The sequence below is a fragment of the Iodobacter sp. genome, assembly GCF_025352645.1.
Taxonomy (GTDB): domain Bacteria; phylum Pseudomonadota; class Gammaproteobacteria; order Burkholderiales; family Chitinibacteraceae; genus Iodobacter.
In genome coordinates, this window is sequence record NZ_JANXSO010000026.1 from 43,842 (window position 1) to 58,636 (window position 14,795).

Consider the following 14,795-nt stretch of genomic DNA (forward strand, 5'->3'; position numbering starts at 1 on the left):
GGCTACCCGCCATTACATCCCTTCATGCAGGATTTCCAATGCCGCTTTGAGCATGCTTTCGTGATAGGCATTGACCACACCAAAGCGGGCATCGCGCACCTTATCAATCGGCATACCCGCTTCCCGGCTGTTGGCAGATGCCACATAAAAAGCAGTTCCCAAAAATTTGGGAGATAGATCCTCACCCAATACCTTGGGTACTTTCGCCATGAAATGATCGTGCCGTAATTCAGCTTCGCCTTCCTTACGACTGGCATTAATAAAATCGACCAACTCTAAGCTGGATAGGGTGACTGCTGGGGTCAAACAAAGTGCAAGTGATTGCATAATGATTTTCCTTGGGCCGAAAAAAATCCCGCAGCAGCGGGTTAATTAAACAGAGTAGATTTGTGGCTTATTAAATATCTAGGCTTGAGCACATCGCTTGCTTTTTGTAACCCTATGGGTTACGATTTGGAGATGATTAAATCGTTTAAGCATAAGGGGCTGGAAGCCTTTCATCTGACTAGCAGCAAGGCAGGAATTCAAGCCATCCATGCCAAGCGTTTGCAGCAAATTCTTTCCATGCTGAATGATGCAATCGACATCAACGATATGGATGCACCCGGCTTACGCTTGCATCCATTACATGGTGATTTGGCGACATTTTGGGCGGTCACCGTACAAGCAAATTGGCGGGTTATTTTTCGTTTTGAAGACGGCAATGCCTATATCGTTGACTATTTGGATTATCACTAAACGGAGCACAAGATGTTGCAACATAACCCTGCCCACCCCGGTGAAATTTTGCGCGATTTATGGCTAGAACCATTGGGGTTGAGTATTACCGCCACCGCCGACAAATTGCACGTTTCACGCAAAACCCTATCCGAAATTGTGAATGGAAGAGCGGGTATCAGCGCTGAAATGGCCGTTCGCCTTGAATTAGCTTTCGGTAAAAGCGCAGTTTCATGGCTTGCCCATCAGGCCAATTACGATCTATGGCAACTGCACGAGAAACGTGATCAATTCGCAATTAGCAGGATTGCCGCATAAAAATATGTACCACCTCAGAATTGAGCACGGAGTAGTACCCTTTAAGACGACATCCATCGACTCTTAACCACCCGCCTTGGTGTTTTCTGCTCTCCAGAAACAGCAAGGCCACCGTGCTTGGTGGCTTTATTGAGGGCTGTTTGAGAAGCAGGATCGGAGCTGACGCCTAGTTGTCGTTCCAACTCCCGCCAATGTCGCTCTTCAAAGCGGTCCAGCCCTGCGGCAGCGGCTGATGCGCGACTATATACGGCACAATTACCTGCAATCAGCATCTTGCCATGTCGGCGCACAATCAATGTGCCATTGGATACCGTAGCGCAATAAATCCGTCCATCGTAAAGCTTCTCTTTAACCATACATTTTCTGTCTGTGCCATCGAGTGCAGCACTGCGTCGTTTATTGTTTTCACGTACCCAATATTGAGTTCTGCTCGTCGGACCAGAGCGTCCATTTATTGCCCATGGCCCCGACTCTTTTTCGGTCACACTTGGGCTTCCACCCAATTTTAAGAATAGCTCGGCCATATCATCAGCAAGTAGCTTGCTCGTCGTTGCATAGCTGCGATGAATACCATCTTGTATCCAGCCATCGCCAGCAATAGCGGCATCGACAAATGCAGTAATGATCCTCGGGTCGCTATTTTTAACCCACTGCGGCACTCTGCGTTCTTCTTGATATCCCGGACAAACTTGAAACAGATAATCATAAAGTTGCTTAGATGAAATTGCAGCGGCATACCGATCCCAGTGCCAACACCAAGGTAGTGCATCAAGAACGTGAGCAATTTGCTCCCGCCCTTGAAGTTTGGTCTGTGCAATATAAACTATTTTTCTAATGCTGCTTTTATGCGCCGTAATGGTTAAGCAACCTTCAGCCACATACCAGCCAAGAAATGCGGCAAAAGCAACTGCATCCACTTCACGGGCGGGTTCAATCACCATTTTGTCACGCCGTTTTATGCTGGCCGGAATCCTTACTGTTTGAATCCCATTTCCAAGCCAGTGCGTTTTAATCTTAATGGTGTGATTAACTTTCAGATCTTTGGCCTGTGTCACCTGCACAGGCACATCAAAATTCCATTTACCAATTTTACGATCAAATACTTTATGAAAAGTCAGCATGCGATGATTAGGCGTGACAGCAAAATTTAAACGCTTCCCTTCAACAACCATCATCGGGCCTTGATAAGGGCGATTAATCAAATATTGTGGACTCTGGTATTCAATACAATCTGTTTCTAAATTGACCGTCGCCATTAAGTCACCAAAACCAATATCTGCAAAACGCTTCCAACCCACATAAGTGAGTGCCTCAGTTTCTTCATCAAAGCAGTCCAAGCCTTCGTTTCTTTCGCGCATCTTCTGCCATTCCCTGACTTGGAAGCCGTTACGGTTAGGATGGGTCACCAGTTGCTCGGCGCATAGTTGCTGGATATATTCCGCGTCAATCTTGGGTAAATGCACATAGCCCGCTGGATAACTAAGGCTGCCGTCATCGGCGACATCGACGCTTTTACGTAGATTGTTGTACAGCTCGAGTTTGGCGATGCTGACGGTGACGGCGTACAGCTTGATGCCGCGACGTAAGCGTTTGCCACCCTGATTCACATCCACAGCCGTGGGAATGCCGATCAATGCCGCGCCACGTGGCACACCTTTTACCGCCATGATTCGCGGATCGTGGCAAGCTCGTACAAAGGCGTAGGCTTCTTGCGTGGCATAGCCAGTGTCGATGGCAAAGCGTACTAAGGGCATCTTTGCGCCGCAGCTGTGGCTCCATGTTTCAGCGATCAGGCTGGCTAGATTTTTCCAAACCGTATCGCGGGCGGTGTCGCCCATCATGACGCGATGCTCAATCAGCCAGCTTTCTTTGCCTCGGCCAAAGGCCCAGATTGAGGCTTCGATACGATCTTTTTGAATATCGGCTCCACCCACCAACAGCAGGCCACCCAGTGGCACGATGCCCATCGGGTAATCTTCGCGCCGCTCCAGTAATCGTTGCCAATCAGGTGCTTCGCCTTCCTCAACCCACGTTTCGCCCAGATCAGTATTTTTAAAAGTTTTAATCACCGCCGCTGAGCCCGTTTCCTTCTCTAGCGCAGCCTCCCAACTGGCAGCAATATCGCACCAACTGCGCCAGCCCACCGGGCTATATAGGGATGAGAGGTGAAAGCCTGCCGTTGCCTGCTCTGGAGCCATTGCTTGCCATTGGCCGTGCTCCAGCATCCATGTTTTGTGCTGCTCATTAATGGCTTGCTCGCAGGCTTCGCAATAATAGGCGGCGCTGGTGGGATCGCCTTTTTGCCAACGTAATTGCTCAAAACGCAAGTGCTGGCGGTGCTGGCAATGAGGGCAGGGGACGAAGTAACGTCCTTGATCTGAGGCTGCATATTCCCTCTCAATCGCACTGGCTCCGGCAATGGTCGGGGTCGACACGATAAAAATCTTGCGCCTGGCAAAGGTACGGGTGCGAGCTTCGGCCAAAGCAATCGCATCGCCTTCTCCATCCACATCGTGTGGATAGGCATCGACTTCATCTAAAAACAAATACCGCACCGGCATGGAGCGCAAGCCGACCGCGCTATTGGCTCCAGTCATCACCAATACACCGCCCCTGAATTCCTTGGTCAGAATGGTATTGCCAGAATCTCTCGATCTGGCCGGTGAAATCAACTCGGCCAGCGCGGGTGATTCTTCAATCAATGAATCGATACGTTGCTTAGAATTGCGCTTGGCCATTTCTACCGTTGGCGAGACAAACATCATCGGCCCCGGCGCTTGATGAATCACATAAGCAATTGCGTTATTGATGCATTCCGTCGCACCCAGTTGTGAGCCTTTGATGAACACCACGCGCTCGATGGAAGACATCGGCGATAAGCAATTCATGATCGCTTTTAAGTAAGGCGTGCGGCTGGTTCGCCAACGCCCCGGCTCGGCAGAGGCTTTGCTGGATAACATCCGATGCTGATCTGCCCACTCAGACACCGATAGCAGTGGGTCAGGCAGCAGACCGTCATACCAAGCCTGCTCAATATCCAGTAAGCCGTCTTCACCCTCGCCGCGTGGCATCATTAATTCAACTCTATTTTATGCTCGCCTAACTCCTGCAAATGGTCACGAACAGCGGCTTCTAGCGTCACATGCATCAAGTGGGCATTGACCCCTAAGCGGACCGCCATTTGGGCTGAAATGCGGGCGGGCCAATTCAGCCAAGCATCACGCTCGATTCTAGACAGCTGATAAATACGGGCGATGGATTGCGAACGGTCCACCAACTCACCCTTGAGCTGGGCCAGTTTCACCTTATTGGTTTGTGCCTTCACCACCTCGTTGACAGTACGAGCCTGCAGCAGGGAAGTGCCACCGGCAGAAAGGGGAGCTGTTGTGGTATCGCGGTCATTGTTTGTTGCGGCTGGGGCAGCGATAGGTGTTGTTGGGGTTGGCGTAGTTGCCCGTTTTAATCCGTGGGCAATGGGCTGAGTCTCGTTGGATGTCACGGTATTCTTTGCCCACTCAATATCGGCCCGCTGTGGGTCAATACTGCCGTCTGCTTCCGTGCCGATACGCCCCACTTTGATCGCTTTATGCACTGCCGTATCAGAGATCCCTCGGTAGCGAGCGTAGGCCCGAATCGACATTCCCATCAAAAAAACCTCCAGTGATGTGAACACACTCCAAGCAAAACCAAGCTCAGCGCCAAGCCAGCTAAAGCCAGTGGCATGACTACGCGAGCCGCTATTTCAAAGCCTGCTGAAGCCGTTTGTGCGCCTCACAGTCCGATGAATTGTCATCGTTTCAGTGGGCGCTAGTAGGGCCATTTTTGCTTGCTGTTTATGCCTAAAAAATAGATTGAAACTCATCGATATAAGACTTGATGTAGTTGCGGATAAGAGCGAATGTGGTGTCACCCCAACGCAATACACGGAACAGCAAAATGAATAACGCAAACCTTCAAGTCTTTCTTAACAGCCTGAATAAGAAAGAGTTACAAAGTATCGCAAACGCTAGCTCTGGCGTAATTCGCGAGATTGCTGAGTTTCTTTTTTGCGGTAACAAACTGGCTGCTTTTGCGAAGCAGGATCAACACCGCATTACCATTATGAAGCGTTTGGATCCTTTGCTAGGGCGTGAGATTGCTAAGCTCAACATACGCTTAGACTGGATGGCCGCTGATACCCTAAAAATTCTCAACCATACAAAATAAGCAAATCAACCGCCAAACTCAGCCGGACTTTCCCTCCGGCTTCTTTGCGTCCCAGCGCCTTCATGCCGCACTGGGCATGACTACACGGACCACTATTCCGAAGCTCACTGCAACTGTTTGTGGAGCCGAATTGCCATCGCTTCAGTAGGCGCGAGTAGGTCAATTTAGGCCTGCAGTTTATACCTAAAAAATAGATTGAGACTCATCGATATAAGACTTGATGTAGTTGCGGATAAGAGCGAATGTGGTGTCACCCCAACGCAATACACGGAGCCACACCATGAAAACCGCCACAGCCTCAAACTTATATTTTGCTCGCAAGCCTTTAGATTTGAACGAAATGCGCGAGCAAATCAGCCATGAGAAAAAAAATGGTGAAGCTGAAACAGCCACGATTAAATGGCACAAAGAATTAAGCAGCCAAGAGTACGACGCTTTCACAAACAACATGTTGGCCGACTACGACTGGATGGCAGGCCTTGGCGGCCACGCTAACCACCAGCGCAACGTGATCGCGGTCAGCGCACCTCAGCGGGCCACCTTGTTTGTTGACCCATCGGGCAGCAACTACGCCCGCTACATTGGGATGGCTTAAGCAACGGGGCTTCGGCCCCATCGCCACCGCCAGATTAAGCCGTTAGAGATACCCAAGGATGACCATCATGATGACGCTGACCGCTACCCAACACGCCGTTTTAAGTCACGCCATTCAAAATACCGCCGACAAACTGGAGTGGTTCCCAGTTAAGGTCCAAGGCATCATTCGCCAGCGCGTGGTAAATGGGCTGCTCAATCGTGGTTTAATAAGCGCTGATGGTTTGGTTACCGATGCAGCTTACCAAGCGCTTGGTTTGGTTCGCTTAGCAGCGGCCAAGTTACCCCAAACTAGCACTGAAACCCACCGCCGAGAAAACAGCAAACAAGCCATCGTTATTCGGATGTTGCAGCGCCCCGAAGGCGCAACTGTCGAGCAGCTGCAAGCCGCCACCGGCTGGTTGCCGCATACGGTACGGAGTGTTTTTTACGGTACGCTGAGTAAAAAGCTTGGTTTTACCATTGCATCTGATAAGGCCATTGGCGGCAAGCGTGTCTATCACATTGTTGAGGAGCAGCATGCCTAGCCAACAAGCCCACTCTGGGCTTGGTAGCGTCGTTGAAGCTCATCCAGCGGCATGACTATGATCATTCATCCCAACCCTGTTCAAGCCTTTGATTCTGCATGGCTTGATTCACTGTTGGCTTGGCCGCTTGTAAATCAGCAAATAGCAGCGCCTTTAAGCTTGTATTGACAATGTGTATACGTCGCATCTAAGCTGATGGTTGTGTATTCATTGTGTGGACATCATCATGCGTAATATTTCAATAAATCTGCGTGCTCTGTCTGAGCAACGTGACCTAATTGATCGTGCTGCTCGCGTCACCGGTAAAAACCGTTCTGATTTTATGTTGGAAGCCGCTTGCGAGAAAGCGCAGAACATCGTGCTTGAACGGGCTTTTTTTGCTTTAGATCAAGAGGCATTCTCCCGTTTCGCCGCTGTGCTGGATGCGCCTGTTGAGGCCAATCCATCGTTGGATCGCTTATTGTCTAAGCGCCCATTGTGGGAGCAGTAAGTTGTTATCTGCCCCAGAACTCTTAAATTCAGATCATGATCTCAGTGCGTTTTACTGTGGCGAGCCAATCATGGACGACTGGCTAAAACGTCGTGCATTAGCCAATCAAGCCTCCGGTGCTTCACGCTGTTTTGTTGTGGTCGATGAGCGCCGTATCGTGCGTGCCTATTATGCCTTGGCCGCTGGAGCAGTGGATCATGCCTTGGTAGCGAGCGCCCTTCGCCGCAATATGCCTGATCCTATTCCGGTGATGGTCTTGGGAAGGCTGGCGGTAGACCAACCCTTTCATGGCAAAGGCTTAGGGGCTGATTTGCTGCGTGATGCGATTTTGCGAACCACCCGATTGGCTCAGGAAGTCGGTATTAGAGCGTTGCTCGTGCATGCGCTGCACCAGAAGGCGAGAGATTTTTATCTGCATCATGGATTTGGTGAATCTGCTATTGATCCGTTGATTTTGATGTTAAGAATTCGCACTGCTGATTAGGCTCTGCTTATTTTGTAAATCAGCAAATAGCAGCCCATCAGATTGACGGCTCGCTTGCTTGCCCGTCCAATTTTGCCACCTACAAATGATCACATCGCAATACTTCGGGTCCAGTTCCATCAGCCTTGCGTAGCGACCTAATTTTTCGCAGGCGATGAGGGTGGTGCCTGAGCCTGCAAAGCAATCGAGCACGATCTGACGGGAGCGGCTGCTGTTGCGAATGGCTCGCTCGACCAGCTCCACGGGCTTCATCGTGTTGTGAGACATGCCAATGCGCGTTTCAAACGTAGGGCTGTCCTTCACCGACAAATTCCACACCAGCCCCGAGTAATTTATTTTCTCGACGGCGCTTACGCTTCGCAGAACGAAGTTGTACCACTTTTCTGATATGACACGGACGGCATCCCCATCCATAGGGAAACCCATCCGCGCTGAAATACCAGTGTTCTGGGGATACAGGTTTAAGCGATCCGCAAGCGTGGCAAGGCTTCCACCAAACGCCATCGTGGAGGACACAACCGGAGTGAATCCGCTTGTGCTCAAGGTAGGTGACAAGTTGTAGGTTTGAAATTTGATTGTTTTGCTTGTTGCCATCAATGTGATGGATGCAGTGTCCGTCTGGGATTGCCCCGCAGTTTCGTTCCCAGACGACGTCATGTTCCATTCTGAGATGTTTTCCGTATTGGATTCGAATGTAGCCTTTGTTGGTGAGCATATCTCGTCTCCTACCATGATTTGTGATGCCTCGACCCACGCCAATTCGCCGTCACGTAAAACGAGGAATGGGTGGTTATGGGTGGCATCGACTGCACGCTCAACACCCGAAACAGCGATCCGGAATATGCACTTTTCAATAAAATGAGACGACACCAACTCGACTGAGCGAAACACACCATCTGCCGTCAGGACGCAATCACCGGCGACCAACGATTCGATGATTCGCCAACCGTTCTCCGTTAACACCTCTGTGCCCGTGCATAGGCAAGGATGAAGGTCATTTTTATTGGGCTTGTTGATTTGCCACACATCACCTTGATTGCGGTCGCCGCACCAGAAGTGATCAATGCCTTCTTTCCAGCCGTAGAGGATAGGTTCGTATTGGCGCTGGTAATCGGCACGCCCCAGCGTGAAGTGATTTTTAGCCCAGATGATAAAGGTTGACCATTTACCACCGGCAGCACGAAAGGCGGCTTGCAGGGTGTCCAGCTCGCTCGACGACATGGCGATATAGATTGCACCCTTGGTGTATTGCAGAATGTGCGTGCAGGCGGTGGTCAAAAAGCCTGCAAATTCACCGCCTAAATTGTCGTTGAGAATAGGCCGGTAGCTACCGCGTAGTCTGTCTTTAGGTGTGGTGGCGTAATTTACGTTGTAAGGCGGATCGACAAAGCTCATGTCGGCCAAGTCTCCCGCCATCAGCGCCGTAAAATCATCCGCATCCGTCGCATTGCCACACAGCAAGCGGTGCTCGCCCAGCAGCCAGATATCGCCCAGCTGTGAAATGGCTACTTCTTGAGTTTCAGGTACCGCGTCGTCTTCGCTTAGCCCTTCGCTTTCCTCTGCGGCCAAGAGCTCGGCCAGCTCGTCTGGGTCGAAGCCGGTGAGGGATAGATCGAAATCTTCAAGTTGTAATTCTTCCAGCTCAAGTCGCAGCAACTCCTCGTCCCATTGCGCCCACGTTGCCGAGCGATTCGCTAACAGCCGAAACGCTTTGATCTGTGCCGGAGTCAAGTCATCGGCCAAAATCACCGGTACGGTTTCCAATCCCAGCAGACGTGCTGCCTTCAAGCGTAAATGACCATCCACCAGTAAGCCATCAGACTGAGCAATACAAGGAATCCGAAACCCAAACTCCTGAATCGCTGCGGCCATCTGCTCTACTGCATGATCATTTTTACGTGGATTACGGGCGTATTCATGCAGGCGGGCAATGGGCCAGAGTTCAAACTTTAAGGGGGACGTTGGATGATTTTCAAGCATGGGAAGATCCTTCATCACTGCTTAAAGCCGCCAGCCGCGCTAGCATGGCCACTTCCACCTGTGCCACTAGATCCAGCTTAATCAGCAATTCAATCAAATCTTCTGGGTTGCTCAATCGTGCCTTCGTTAACACCAGCTCTTTTTCGCAGCCGGAATAAAATTCACTTGGGCGTTCGGCGGGCTGAAAGTAAAAATCGACCATCAGCGGCATACCCAACAAAGAAACTCGCATGATGAATCCTGTTGTTGTGTGCAGCCAAAGCCAGCGCCCATAAAAAAAACCGCTGAGGCTGATGCCTAGAGCGGGGAGGGTGTTGGGCCTTTGCTTAGAAGCAAAGAGTGGAAACCGGTGGATTAACTCACCACGGAGCTTGCCACAAAGATGATTAAGTTCACTTAAAATTTAAAAACGGATGCGAATGTTATGGGGGCTAATGGGGGCAAACTGCAAGCACTACGAAGTGCAAACCTAGCTGCAAACCTCATGTTAGGGTTTGCAGTGCTTAACGATAAAAGTATCCACTCGGTCTAATGGGCCCAAGCCGCGTATTGATTGGCTTTGCGGCTTGATGGGCTTGGAACTTTAGTGGGCTAGTGCAAACTGCAAACCTAGGTGCAAACCCATTTTTTAACGCTGTGTGTAGGACCGCCTTGCGCTGCTCCCCCCCGTATTACATTTTTAGACAGGGAGGACCCATAAAAAGACAGGTGGTCGTAATAGGCTTTGTCAGTCCGTGTGTCCTCGCAGTCGTATCGCCTGTATTCCACTTCAACTCCGAAATAGCCATCTCATCATGGGGTCACTCACCGCCCAGACTACCTTGCCATTGTTCGCACTGACATCAACAGGTTAATGCTCAAACCGCTTAACCAAGACGAGACTGCTATCGTGCTGCTGTGTTGCCCTGTGCCTTGCTCTTGCCTAGTCACTTAGCTGTCTTGCTCCCATGTTACCGAGCCATCTAACGAGCTACTTGTTGCGGGTGTTAAAAACGGTCTGCTACCGCGTTCGAAATAAAAAACAACTAGAAATAATATCTCCCTTTTCCGTCAAAAGATCGAATGCTTATTTTCATAAAAATACGATTTTTTATGGATCGATCTTCAAGAATCTAGCTATAGCTCAATCCGTGCATTAATCTTTAAGACAAACGGTCAGCTTTTTGCATGTTTAAGCGATCAGTCAGTGCTTGCAAATCACGTTTCCAGCGTTGCTGTATCGTCCTTTCGCAACAACCATACAGCTTTGCAATTTCATCCCAGCGATAGCGCTTGGCTCTTATCCACAGCAAATGGCGTTGTTCGACTTCGATCAATTGCATCCAGCGGTTAACCTCTAGCATTTCCTCAATCAAACTATCGTTGATGGTTGGACGATAGCCATTCTCTTTTCCCATCACCTCCCAAGGTTGACGAATAATATTTGGCCATGAGCATTTACAACCACGAGGACGGTGATCGGGCATGTACTCAGCAGTGCGTGCGGCCCTGCGTAAACATAGTGCCACGGCATCAGTGTCCCAGACGGGGTGAGTCATGATTGTCCCCTTCTGAGCTTAAGGCTCCTGAGTAGTTCACTTTGCTTTTCCAACAGCGCCTCACGCCGTCGGTGAAAGCGCTGGGCGTTTTCGCCTGCCACATCCGCTTGCGCTTGTCGGTTGATGGCATGAATGTCGCAGTTCAGCAAATCGATGCTCAGCCGGTCCTCATCGACGTCGTCCAGCGAGGGCGGCAGGATCTGGATCAGCGCATCACACAGCTGGCTTTCTTGCAGGTTTGCCTGATACTGGCGCTCGCAGTCGATGAAATAGCCCCGCACCCTTTTGCCCATTTCGGTGCGCTCGACCATGGCCAGTTCCTTAGCCATATCCAGACTGACAAGGTAACGCATCACCGGTGTGATGCGTAAGCTTCCCTGATGGGGGACTTGAGTGATAACTCTATCACTCAAGTGGTCCTTTCCCTCCTCAAAACCATACATGCGGATGCGGTTCTTGATCCAGTGCTGGTATTTTTGCTTTGATGCCAAGAAGGTATGCACCTGCTGAGCATCTGTCACCATCTGCTCCCGGCCATTTAACTGCGCTGGCCAGATCTGAACGAAGATATCTTCCGGTACATTCATGATGCACGCTCCTGATCAATTGCCCATTGCAGCAAGGCCAAGGCATCGGCTTCGTTGTCGTCGACTGGCGTAAAGCCACGTTGGCGAGCGGCTTCGAGCATGTTGGCTTTGCTGGCATTGCCTTTGCCGGTAGCATGTTTTTTGATCGTGCCCACCGGCACACCTTGGTAGGGAATCTGGTGGTGCTCGCACCAAGCGGTGAGTTGTCCCATAAAGCCACCATAAACGTGTGCCGCATCAACACCGGCATGGGCACGCACTTCTTCGAAGAACACGACATCGAGGCCATCAGCGCCCTTAATCTCGGTGAGCCAACGTTTGAAGCGCAGGAATCGCATGCCGCCGCCTTCAAAGCGATGTGGTTTAAACGATTCTGAGCCGCTTAAAATGTGGCCTTCACGGGTCTGTAAGGCCCAACCTGTCTGTGTTCCCAGATCAACGGTCAAAATGATCATAATGGTTATCACCTATAAACAAGCGTTTCAATCGATCTAAAACCTAGTAAACATGCGGGCTGCGGGGCGATAGTTGCTGAAGGTTGCCGAATATAACTATTATCCCCTCACGCGCGGGCCTATAAATTGATACAGAACTTCGGCAACATTCAGCAACTATGTAAGCTTTGTCTTTTGGAATAAATACAACTCTTTCAGCAACACTTATCTTTTGTGTAAACTTTAATGGCCTCAATATGGCAAGCATTGAACTGAGTAAGAGGCGGCTATTTTTTTCAAAGTAAGCAGACATGTATCTTCCGATGGCTTTGTTAATGCAAAACATGAATAAAACTACAGCAACATTCGGCCACTCTGTCAGCTCAATTGAATCGAAATTTCAGCAACATTGAGCCACTTCGTCAGTTAAAACAGATGATGTAAGTCATACGTGTTTTGTAATCATCCATTCAGCGCTAGTTATCTTTGTAAGGCAGTCGCTCACCATAATCGCGTGCTTTGAGCATCAGCCCACGTATGCCTCTTGCACCACCCGCCATCACAATCCGCTCAAATCCCCGATTAATGAGTTGCTGAGTGAACCAGCGAATGGTGCCAACGAACTCGCCGCGTTTGTTGCTGTACTCTTGCCAGCGCTGATAGAGGTCGGAAATAGCCGTTCTGGCTTGATGATGTTGCTGTGTTTCTTCCTCTAAATAGTTACCGACCACGTCCTCTTCGGCGAAATAATCAGCGGTCGCAGAGATCACTTTATCGGGTAATTGCAGGCCGTTTTGCTGCCAAAGCAATGCCCCTTGGACGGCCCAATATAAGATGCCATTACGCTCTTTAAGTAGCTTCTCAGTGAGCTGCTGATCGCGTTTTTCCAATGGAATGGTCACGGTAAAAGGGATGAGGTGCAGCCGCCGCTTCATCGCATCATCGACATTTCTGAGGGTCGGTTTATGATTACCGGTGATCATGAGTTTGAATTGGGGACTGTACTCAAAGAAGTCTTGGCGCATAAAACGGGCGCTGATTTTATCGCCGCCGGTGATGGTTTTAATGCGAGCCTCATTCCAGCGCCGACCCTGTTCGGTTTCGGTGGCCGTTACTAATCGAGCGCCTTGTAGACCGGCCATTTCTGTTGGGTGTCGATCACCGACTGATTCCATAAAAGCATCCATGGGCGCGGTGGCCGCATAGTCGCCCATGATGGTGGCCAGTACATTCACAAACACCGACTTGCCATTCGCACCTGTGCCATACAAAAAAAACAGCGCATGCTCACTGGTAATCCCAGTCAGGCAATAGCCTGCCATCACTTGTAAATAAGCCATCAGCTCGGTATCACCGCCGGTGATGTCCAGTAGAAATTGTCGCCAGGTTGGGCATTCCTGCTGTGGAGACGCGGTGGCCATGCGGGTGATTTGATCGCTGCGTCGATGCTCGCGTAGGGTGCCGCTGCGTAAATCAACGACGCCACTGGGTGTATTCAGCAGCCAAGGTGTGGCATCCCATGCTGAGGTGCTGATCGCATGGACCGGGTCGGCACGCACGAATTTTTCTACGCCAGAGGTGGTCGAGGCACTGGTCAAACGCGGTTTGAGTTTGGCATTGCTACTGAGGGATGCGCCTTGGCAGCAAATTTCACGGATCAGATGGCCGATGAAATGCAAATGATCTTGATTCCAACGTTGGCCATTCCACACCAGCCATTTGCCCCACTGCGTGCAATAGCGCCAGTCCTCACCATAATGCCGGGTGAAGGCTGTGGCCAAACCATCTTCGGTACTTGGATCAAGCGCTTGGAATAGATCATCGGTTAACTCAGCACTCCGCAGTACCGGTGTTCGCTCACCTGCGGCTAAGAAACCGGTAATATCAAAGCCTTCGAAAAAGGCATCTGCCGCATCCCAGCTATCGGGTTTATCGGCGGGGGGCGTCAAAATGGCGCAGGAGATTGCGCCTGCTTGCAAAATGGCCTGCGCAGCGTTACGGGCGTAATCCATGCCGACCTGATCTTTATCTGGCCAGATCAAGACGGCCTTGCCCCTCAGTGGTGACCAGTCAGTTTTATCGATCGGGGCATTCGCGCCAAACATGGCGGTGGTGGCGATCACCCCCACATCGATTAGCGCCTGAGCGCACTTTTCACCTTCGGCTAAGACCACCTGCCAAGCATTGATTAAATTGGGCTGGTTATATAAAGGGCGTGGATTGGGCGCTGTTTTTTTGTGCCGCAGCACATCCAGTGGCCGAAATTCCTTTTGACCGCCGGGTGGATCGTAGCGGTACATCACGGCGATGAGCTTGCTCTGTGCATTGAGGTAATTCCATTTCGCTGTCACGGGGCCAAGTTCGTCAATTGGCTGTGCTTTGCGAGTTGGTGAAGGGGATAAAGCGTGCTGAGGGAGCCGCCCCAGCAGATCTGCTCCCTTATCTAATACCTTGGGGAAATCGGTCTGGGTATTGACGCCGATGCAGGCTGCGATCAGCTTAAATAGATCACCCCCTTCTCCCGTGGCATGGTCACGCCAGAGTCCAGGTTTCTCGCCATGGAGTGCCACATTCAAACTTTCCCCTTCAGCGCCTGAAAGATCGCCAATATAAAAAGTGCCATTGCGAACCTTGCCTGCGGGGAAAAGAGCAAAGAGCACCGACTCCAGCCGTATCAGTAGCTCAGCAAGAATCTTGTCCCGATCATGTTGGGGTAATGGGCGGGGCTGATCCGCATTAAAGTCCATCATAAGACCTCCGGATCATGGGCATTGGGCGTGGATTGATCGGCAAGGGGCACAAGATTGTGGTGAGGACAAAGGCTTTACTGGCGACTTCGCGTATAAAATCTGGCTCAAGGCCCACATGATTGGCCCAGTCATCAAGGCGTTTGCTACGCATAAAATCACAGGCATCGCGC

18 protein-coding genes are annotated in these 14,795 nt (G+C 50.6%); 7 read left to right on the top strand and 11 right to left on the bottom strand.

Annotated features, from left to right (window positions below):
- Nucleotides 1-12 precede the first annotated feature (12 nt).
- The gene (locus Q0R17_RS03520; RefSeq protein WP_293932155.1) at nt 13-327 is read right to left on the bottom strand and encodes a hypothetical protein; all 315 of its coding nucleotides are present in this window, start codon (nt 325-327) and stop codon (nt 13-15) included.
- A gap of 132 nt (nt 328-459) precedes the next feature.
- On the opposite strand from Q0R17_RS03520, the gene Q0R17_RS03525 reads away from it, so the two are divergent.
- The gene (locus tag Q0R17_RS03525) at nt 460-738 is read left to right on the top strand and encodes a type II toxin-antitoxin system RelE/ParE family toxin (protein ID WP_293932157.1); all 279 of its coding nucleotides are present in this window, start codon (nt 460-462) and stop codon (nt 736-738) included.
- Between the two features lie 12 nt (nt 739-750).
- A complete protein-coding gene (locus Q0R17_RS03530; RefSeq protein WP_293932158.1) occupies nt 751-1,035 on the top strand; it encodes a HigA family addiction module antitoxin in 285 nt (94 codons plus the stop codon).
- Between the two features lie 41 nt (nt 1,036-1,076).
- Here Q0R17_RS03530 and Q0R17_RS03535 read toward each other — a convergent pair whose 3' ends face one another.
- Nucleotides 1,077-4,109, bottom strand: a complete 3,033-nt coding sequence (locus Q0R17_RS03535; protein WP_293932160.1) for a terminase gpA endonuclease subunit — start codon at nt 4,107-4,109, stop codon at nt 1,077-1,079.
- Nucleotides 4,109-4,681 (bottom strand): elements of external origin, encoded by a 573-nt coding sequence (locus Q0R17_RS03540; protein WP_293932161.1) that lies wholly within the window; start codon nt 4,679-4,681, stop codon nt 4,109-4,111. Before Q0R17_RS03540 ends, Q0R17_RS03535 begins: the two co-directional genes overlap by 1 nt.
- 290 nt (nt 4,682-4,971) lie before the next feature.
- On the opposite strand from Q0R17_RS03540, the gene Q0R17_RS03545 reads away from it, so the two are divergent.
- The 3 genes from Q0R17_RS03545 to Q0R17_RS03555 all read left to right on the top strand — a co-directional run bounded on the left by Q0R17_RS03545 (nt 4,972) and on the right by Q0R17_RS03555 (nt 6,362).
- Nucleotides 4,972-5,241, top strand: coding sequence for a hypothetical protein (locus Q0R17_RS03545; RefSeq protein ID WP_293932162.1), 270 nt, complete (start codon nt 4,972-4,974; stop codon nt 5,239-5,241).
- 280 nt (nt 5,242-5,521) lie between these two features.
- Nucleotides 5,522-5,836 (top strand): hypothetical protein, encoded by a 315-nt coding sequence (locus Q0R17_RS03550; RefSeq protein ID WP_293932163.1) that lies wholly within the window; start codon nt 5,522-5,524, stop codon nt 5,834-5,836.
- 67 nt (nt 5,837-5,903) lie between these two features.
- The gene (locus tag Q0R17_RS03555) at nt 5,904-6,362 is read left to right on the top strand and encodes a DUF3489 domain-containing protein (RefSeq protein WP_293932164.1); all 459 of its coding nucleotides are present in this window, start codon (nt 5,904-5,906) and stop codon (nt 6,360-6,362) included.
- Between the two features lie 61 nt (nt 6,363-6,423).
- Here the strand turns inward: Q0R17_RS03555 and Q0R17_RS03560 are convergent, their stop codons facing one another.
- A complete protein-coding gene (locus tag Q0R17_RS03560) occupies nt 6,424-6,549 on the bottom strand; it encodes a hypothetical protein (RefSeq protein WP_293932166.1) in 126 nt (41 codons plus the stop codon).
- A gap of 39 nt (nt 6,550-6,588) precedes the next feature.
- Here Q0R17_RS03560 and Q0R17_RS03565 point away from each other — a divergent pair, with 39 nt between their 5' ends.
- Both Q0R17_RS03565 and Q0R17_RS03570 read left to right on the top strand, forming a co-directional pair.
- Nucleotides 6,589-6,852 (top strand): DUF1778 domain-containing protein, encoded by a 264-nt coding sequence (locus Q0R17_RS03565; protein WP_293932167.1) that lies wholly within the window; start codon nt 6,589-6,591, stop codon nt 6,850-6,852.
- A gap of 70 nt (nt 6,853-6,922) precedes the next feature.
- Complete coding sequence (locus Q0R17_RS03570; RefSeq protein ID WP_293932168.1) at nt 6,923-7,336, top strand: GNAT family N-acetyltransferase; 414 nt, start codon at nt 6,923-6,925, stop codon at nt 7,334-7,336.
- Here the strand turns inward: Q0R17_RS03570 and Q0R17_RS03575 are convergent.
- The 7 genes from Q0R17_RS03575 to Q0R17_RS03605 form a co-directional block, all read right to left on the bottom strand.
- On the bottom strand, nt 7,313-9,316 hold the full coding sequence (locus Q0R17_RS03575) for a DNA methyltransferase (RefSeq protein ID WP_293932169.1): 2,004 nt from the start codon (nt 9,314-9,316) through the stop codon (nt 7,313-7,315). The two genes, Q0R17_RS03570 and Q0R17_RS03575, sit on opposite strands and share 24 nt — an antisense overlap.
- Entirely contained in the window at nt 9,309-9,548 is a 240-nt protein-coding gene (locus tag Q0R17_RS03580) for a hypothetical protein (protein ID WP_293932170.1), read from the bottom strand. The genes Q0R17_RS03575 and Q0R17_RS03580 overlap by 8 nt, the downstream gene beginning before the upstream one ends.
- 910 nt (nt 9,549-10,458) lie before the next feature.
- Nucleotides 10,459-10,854, bottom strand: coding sequence for a DUF6362 family protein (locus Q0R17_RS03585; protein WP_293932171.1), 396 nt, complete (start codon nt 10,852-10,854; stop codon nt 10,459-10,461).
- A complete protein-coding gene (locus tag Q0R17_RS03590; RefSeq protein ID WP_293932172.1) occupies nt 10,851-11,441 on the bottom strand; it encodes an antA/AntB antirepressor family protein in 591 nt (196 codons plus the stop codon). Before Q0R17_RS03590 ends, Q0R17_RS03585 begins: the two co-directional genes overlap by 4 nt.
- Nucleotides 11,438-11,896 carry a crossover junction endodeoxyribonuclease RuvC gene (locus tag Q0R17_RS03595; RefSeq protein WP_293932174.1) on the bottom strand — a complete coding sequence of 153 codons (459 nt, stop codon included), beginning with the start codon at nt 11,894-11,896 and terminating at the stop codon, nt 11,438-11,440. Before Q0R17_RS03595 ends, Q0R17_RS03590 begins: the two co-directional genes overlap by 4 nt.
- Nucleotides 11,897-12,351: 455 nt before the next feature.
- Complete coding sequence (locus Q0R17_RS03600) at nt 12,352-14,625, bottom strand: phage/plasmid primase, P4 family (RefSeq protein ID WP_293932176.1); 2,274 nt, start codon at nt 14,623-14,625, stop codon at nt 12,352-12,354.
- On the bottom strand, nt 14,612-14,795 hold a 184-nt coding region (locus tag Q0R17_RS03605; RefSeq protein ID WP_293932178.1), incomplete at its 5' end, for a hypothetical protein. The genes Q0R17_RS03605 and Q0R17_RS03600, both read right to left, overlap by 14 nt.

What these genes read in the sequence shown, in the direction of transcription:
- Q0R17_RS03545 (WP_293932162.1), top strand. Translation starts at nt 4,972, where the DNA reads ATGAATAACGCAAACCTTCAAGTCTTTCTTAACAGCCTGAATAAGAAA.
- Q0R17_RS03595 (WP_293932174.1), bottom strand. Translation starts at nt 11,896, where the DNA reads ATGATCATTTTGACCGTTGATCTGGGAACACAGACAGGTTGGGCCTTA.
- Q0R17_RS03540 (WP_293932161.1), bottom strand. Translation starts at nt 4,681, where the DNA reads ATGGGAATGTCGATTCGGGCCTACGCTCGCTACCGAGGGATCTCTGAT.
- Q0R17_RS03550 (WP_293932163.1), top strand. Translation starts at nt 5,522, where the DNA reads ATGAAAACCGCCACAGCCTCAAACTTATATTTTGCTCGCAAGCCTTTA.
- Q0R17_RS03585 (WP_293932171.1), bottom strand. Translation starts at nt 10,854, where the DNA reads ATGACTCACCCCGTCTGGGACACTGATGCCGTGGCACTATGTTTACGC.
- Q0R17_RS03555 (WP_293932164.1), top strand. Translation starts at nt 5,904, where the DNA reads ATGATGACGCTGACCGCTACCCAACACGCCGTTTTAAGTCACGCCATT.
- Q0R17_RS03525 (WP_293932157.1), top strand. Translation starts at nt 460, where the DNA reads ATGATTAAATCGTTTAAGCATAAGGGGCTGGAAGCCTTTCATCTGACT.
- Q0R17_RS03590 (WP_293932172.1), bottom strand. Translation starts at nt 11,441, where the DNA reads ATGAATGTACCGGAAGATATCTTCGTTCAGATCTGGCCAGCGCAGTTA.
- Q0R17_RS03520 (WP_293932155.1), bottom strand. Translation starts at nt 327, where the DNA reads ATGCAATCACTTGCACTTTGTTTGACCCCAGCAGTCACCCTATCCAGC.
- Q0R17_RS03535 (WP_293932160.1), bottom strand. Translation starts at nt 4,109, where the DNA reads ATGATGCCACGCGGCGAGGGTGAAGACGGCTTACTGGATATTGAGCAG.
- Q0R17_RS03560 (WP_293932166.1), bottom strand. Translation starts at nt 6,549, where the DNA reads ATGCGACGTATACACATTGTCAATACAAGCTTAAAGGCGCTGCTATTT.
- Q0R17_RS03530 (WP_293932158.1), top strand. Translation starts at nt 751, where the DNA reads ATGTTGCAACATAACCCTGCCCACCCCGGTGAAATTTTGCGCGATTTA.
- Q0R17_RS03580 (WP_293932170.1), bottom strand. Translation starts at nt 9,548, where the DNA reads ATGCGAGTTTCTTTGTTGGGTATGCCGCTGATGGTCGATTTTTACTTT.
- Q0R17_RS03575 (WP_293932169.1), bottom strand. Translation starts at nt 9,316, where the DNA reads ATGCTTGAAAATCATCCAACGTCCCCCTTAAAGTTTGAACTCTGGCCC.
- Q0R17_RS03600 (WP_293932176.1), bottom strand. Translation starts at nt 14,625, where the DNA reads ATGATGGACTTTAATGCGGATCAGCCCCGCCCATTACCCCAACATGAT.
- Q0R17_RS03570 (WP_293932168.1), top strand. Translation starts at nt 6,923, where the DNA reads ATGGACGACTGGCTAAAACGTCGTGCATTAGCCAATCAAGCCTCCGGT.
- Q0R17_RS03565 (WP_293932167.1), top strand. Translation starts at nt 6,589, where the DNA reads ATGCGTAATATTTCAATAAATCTGCGTGCTCTGTCTGAGCAACGTGAC.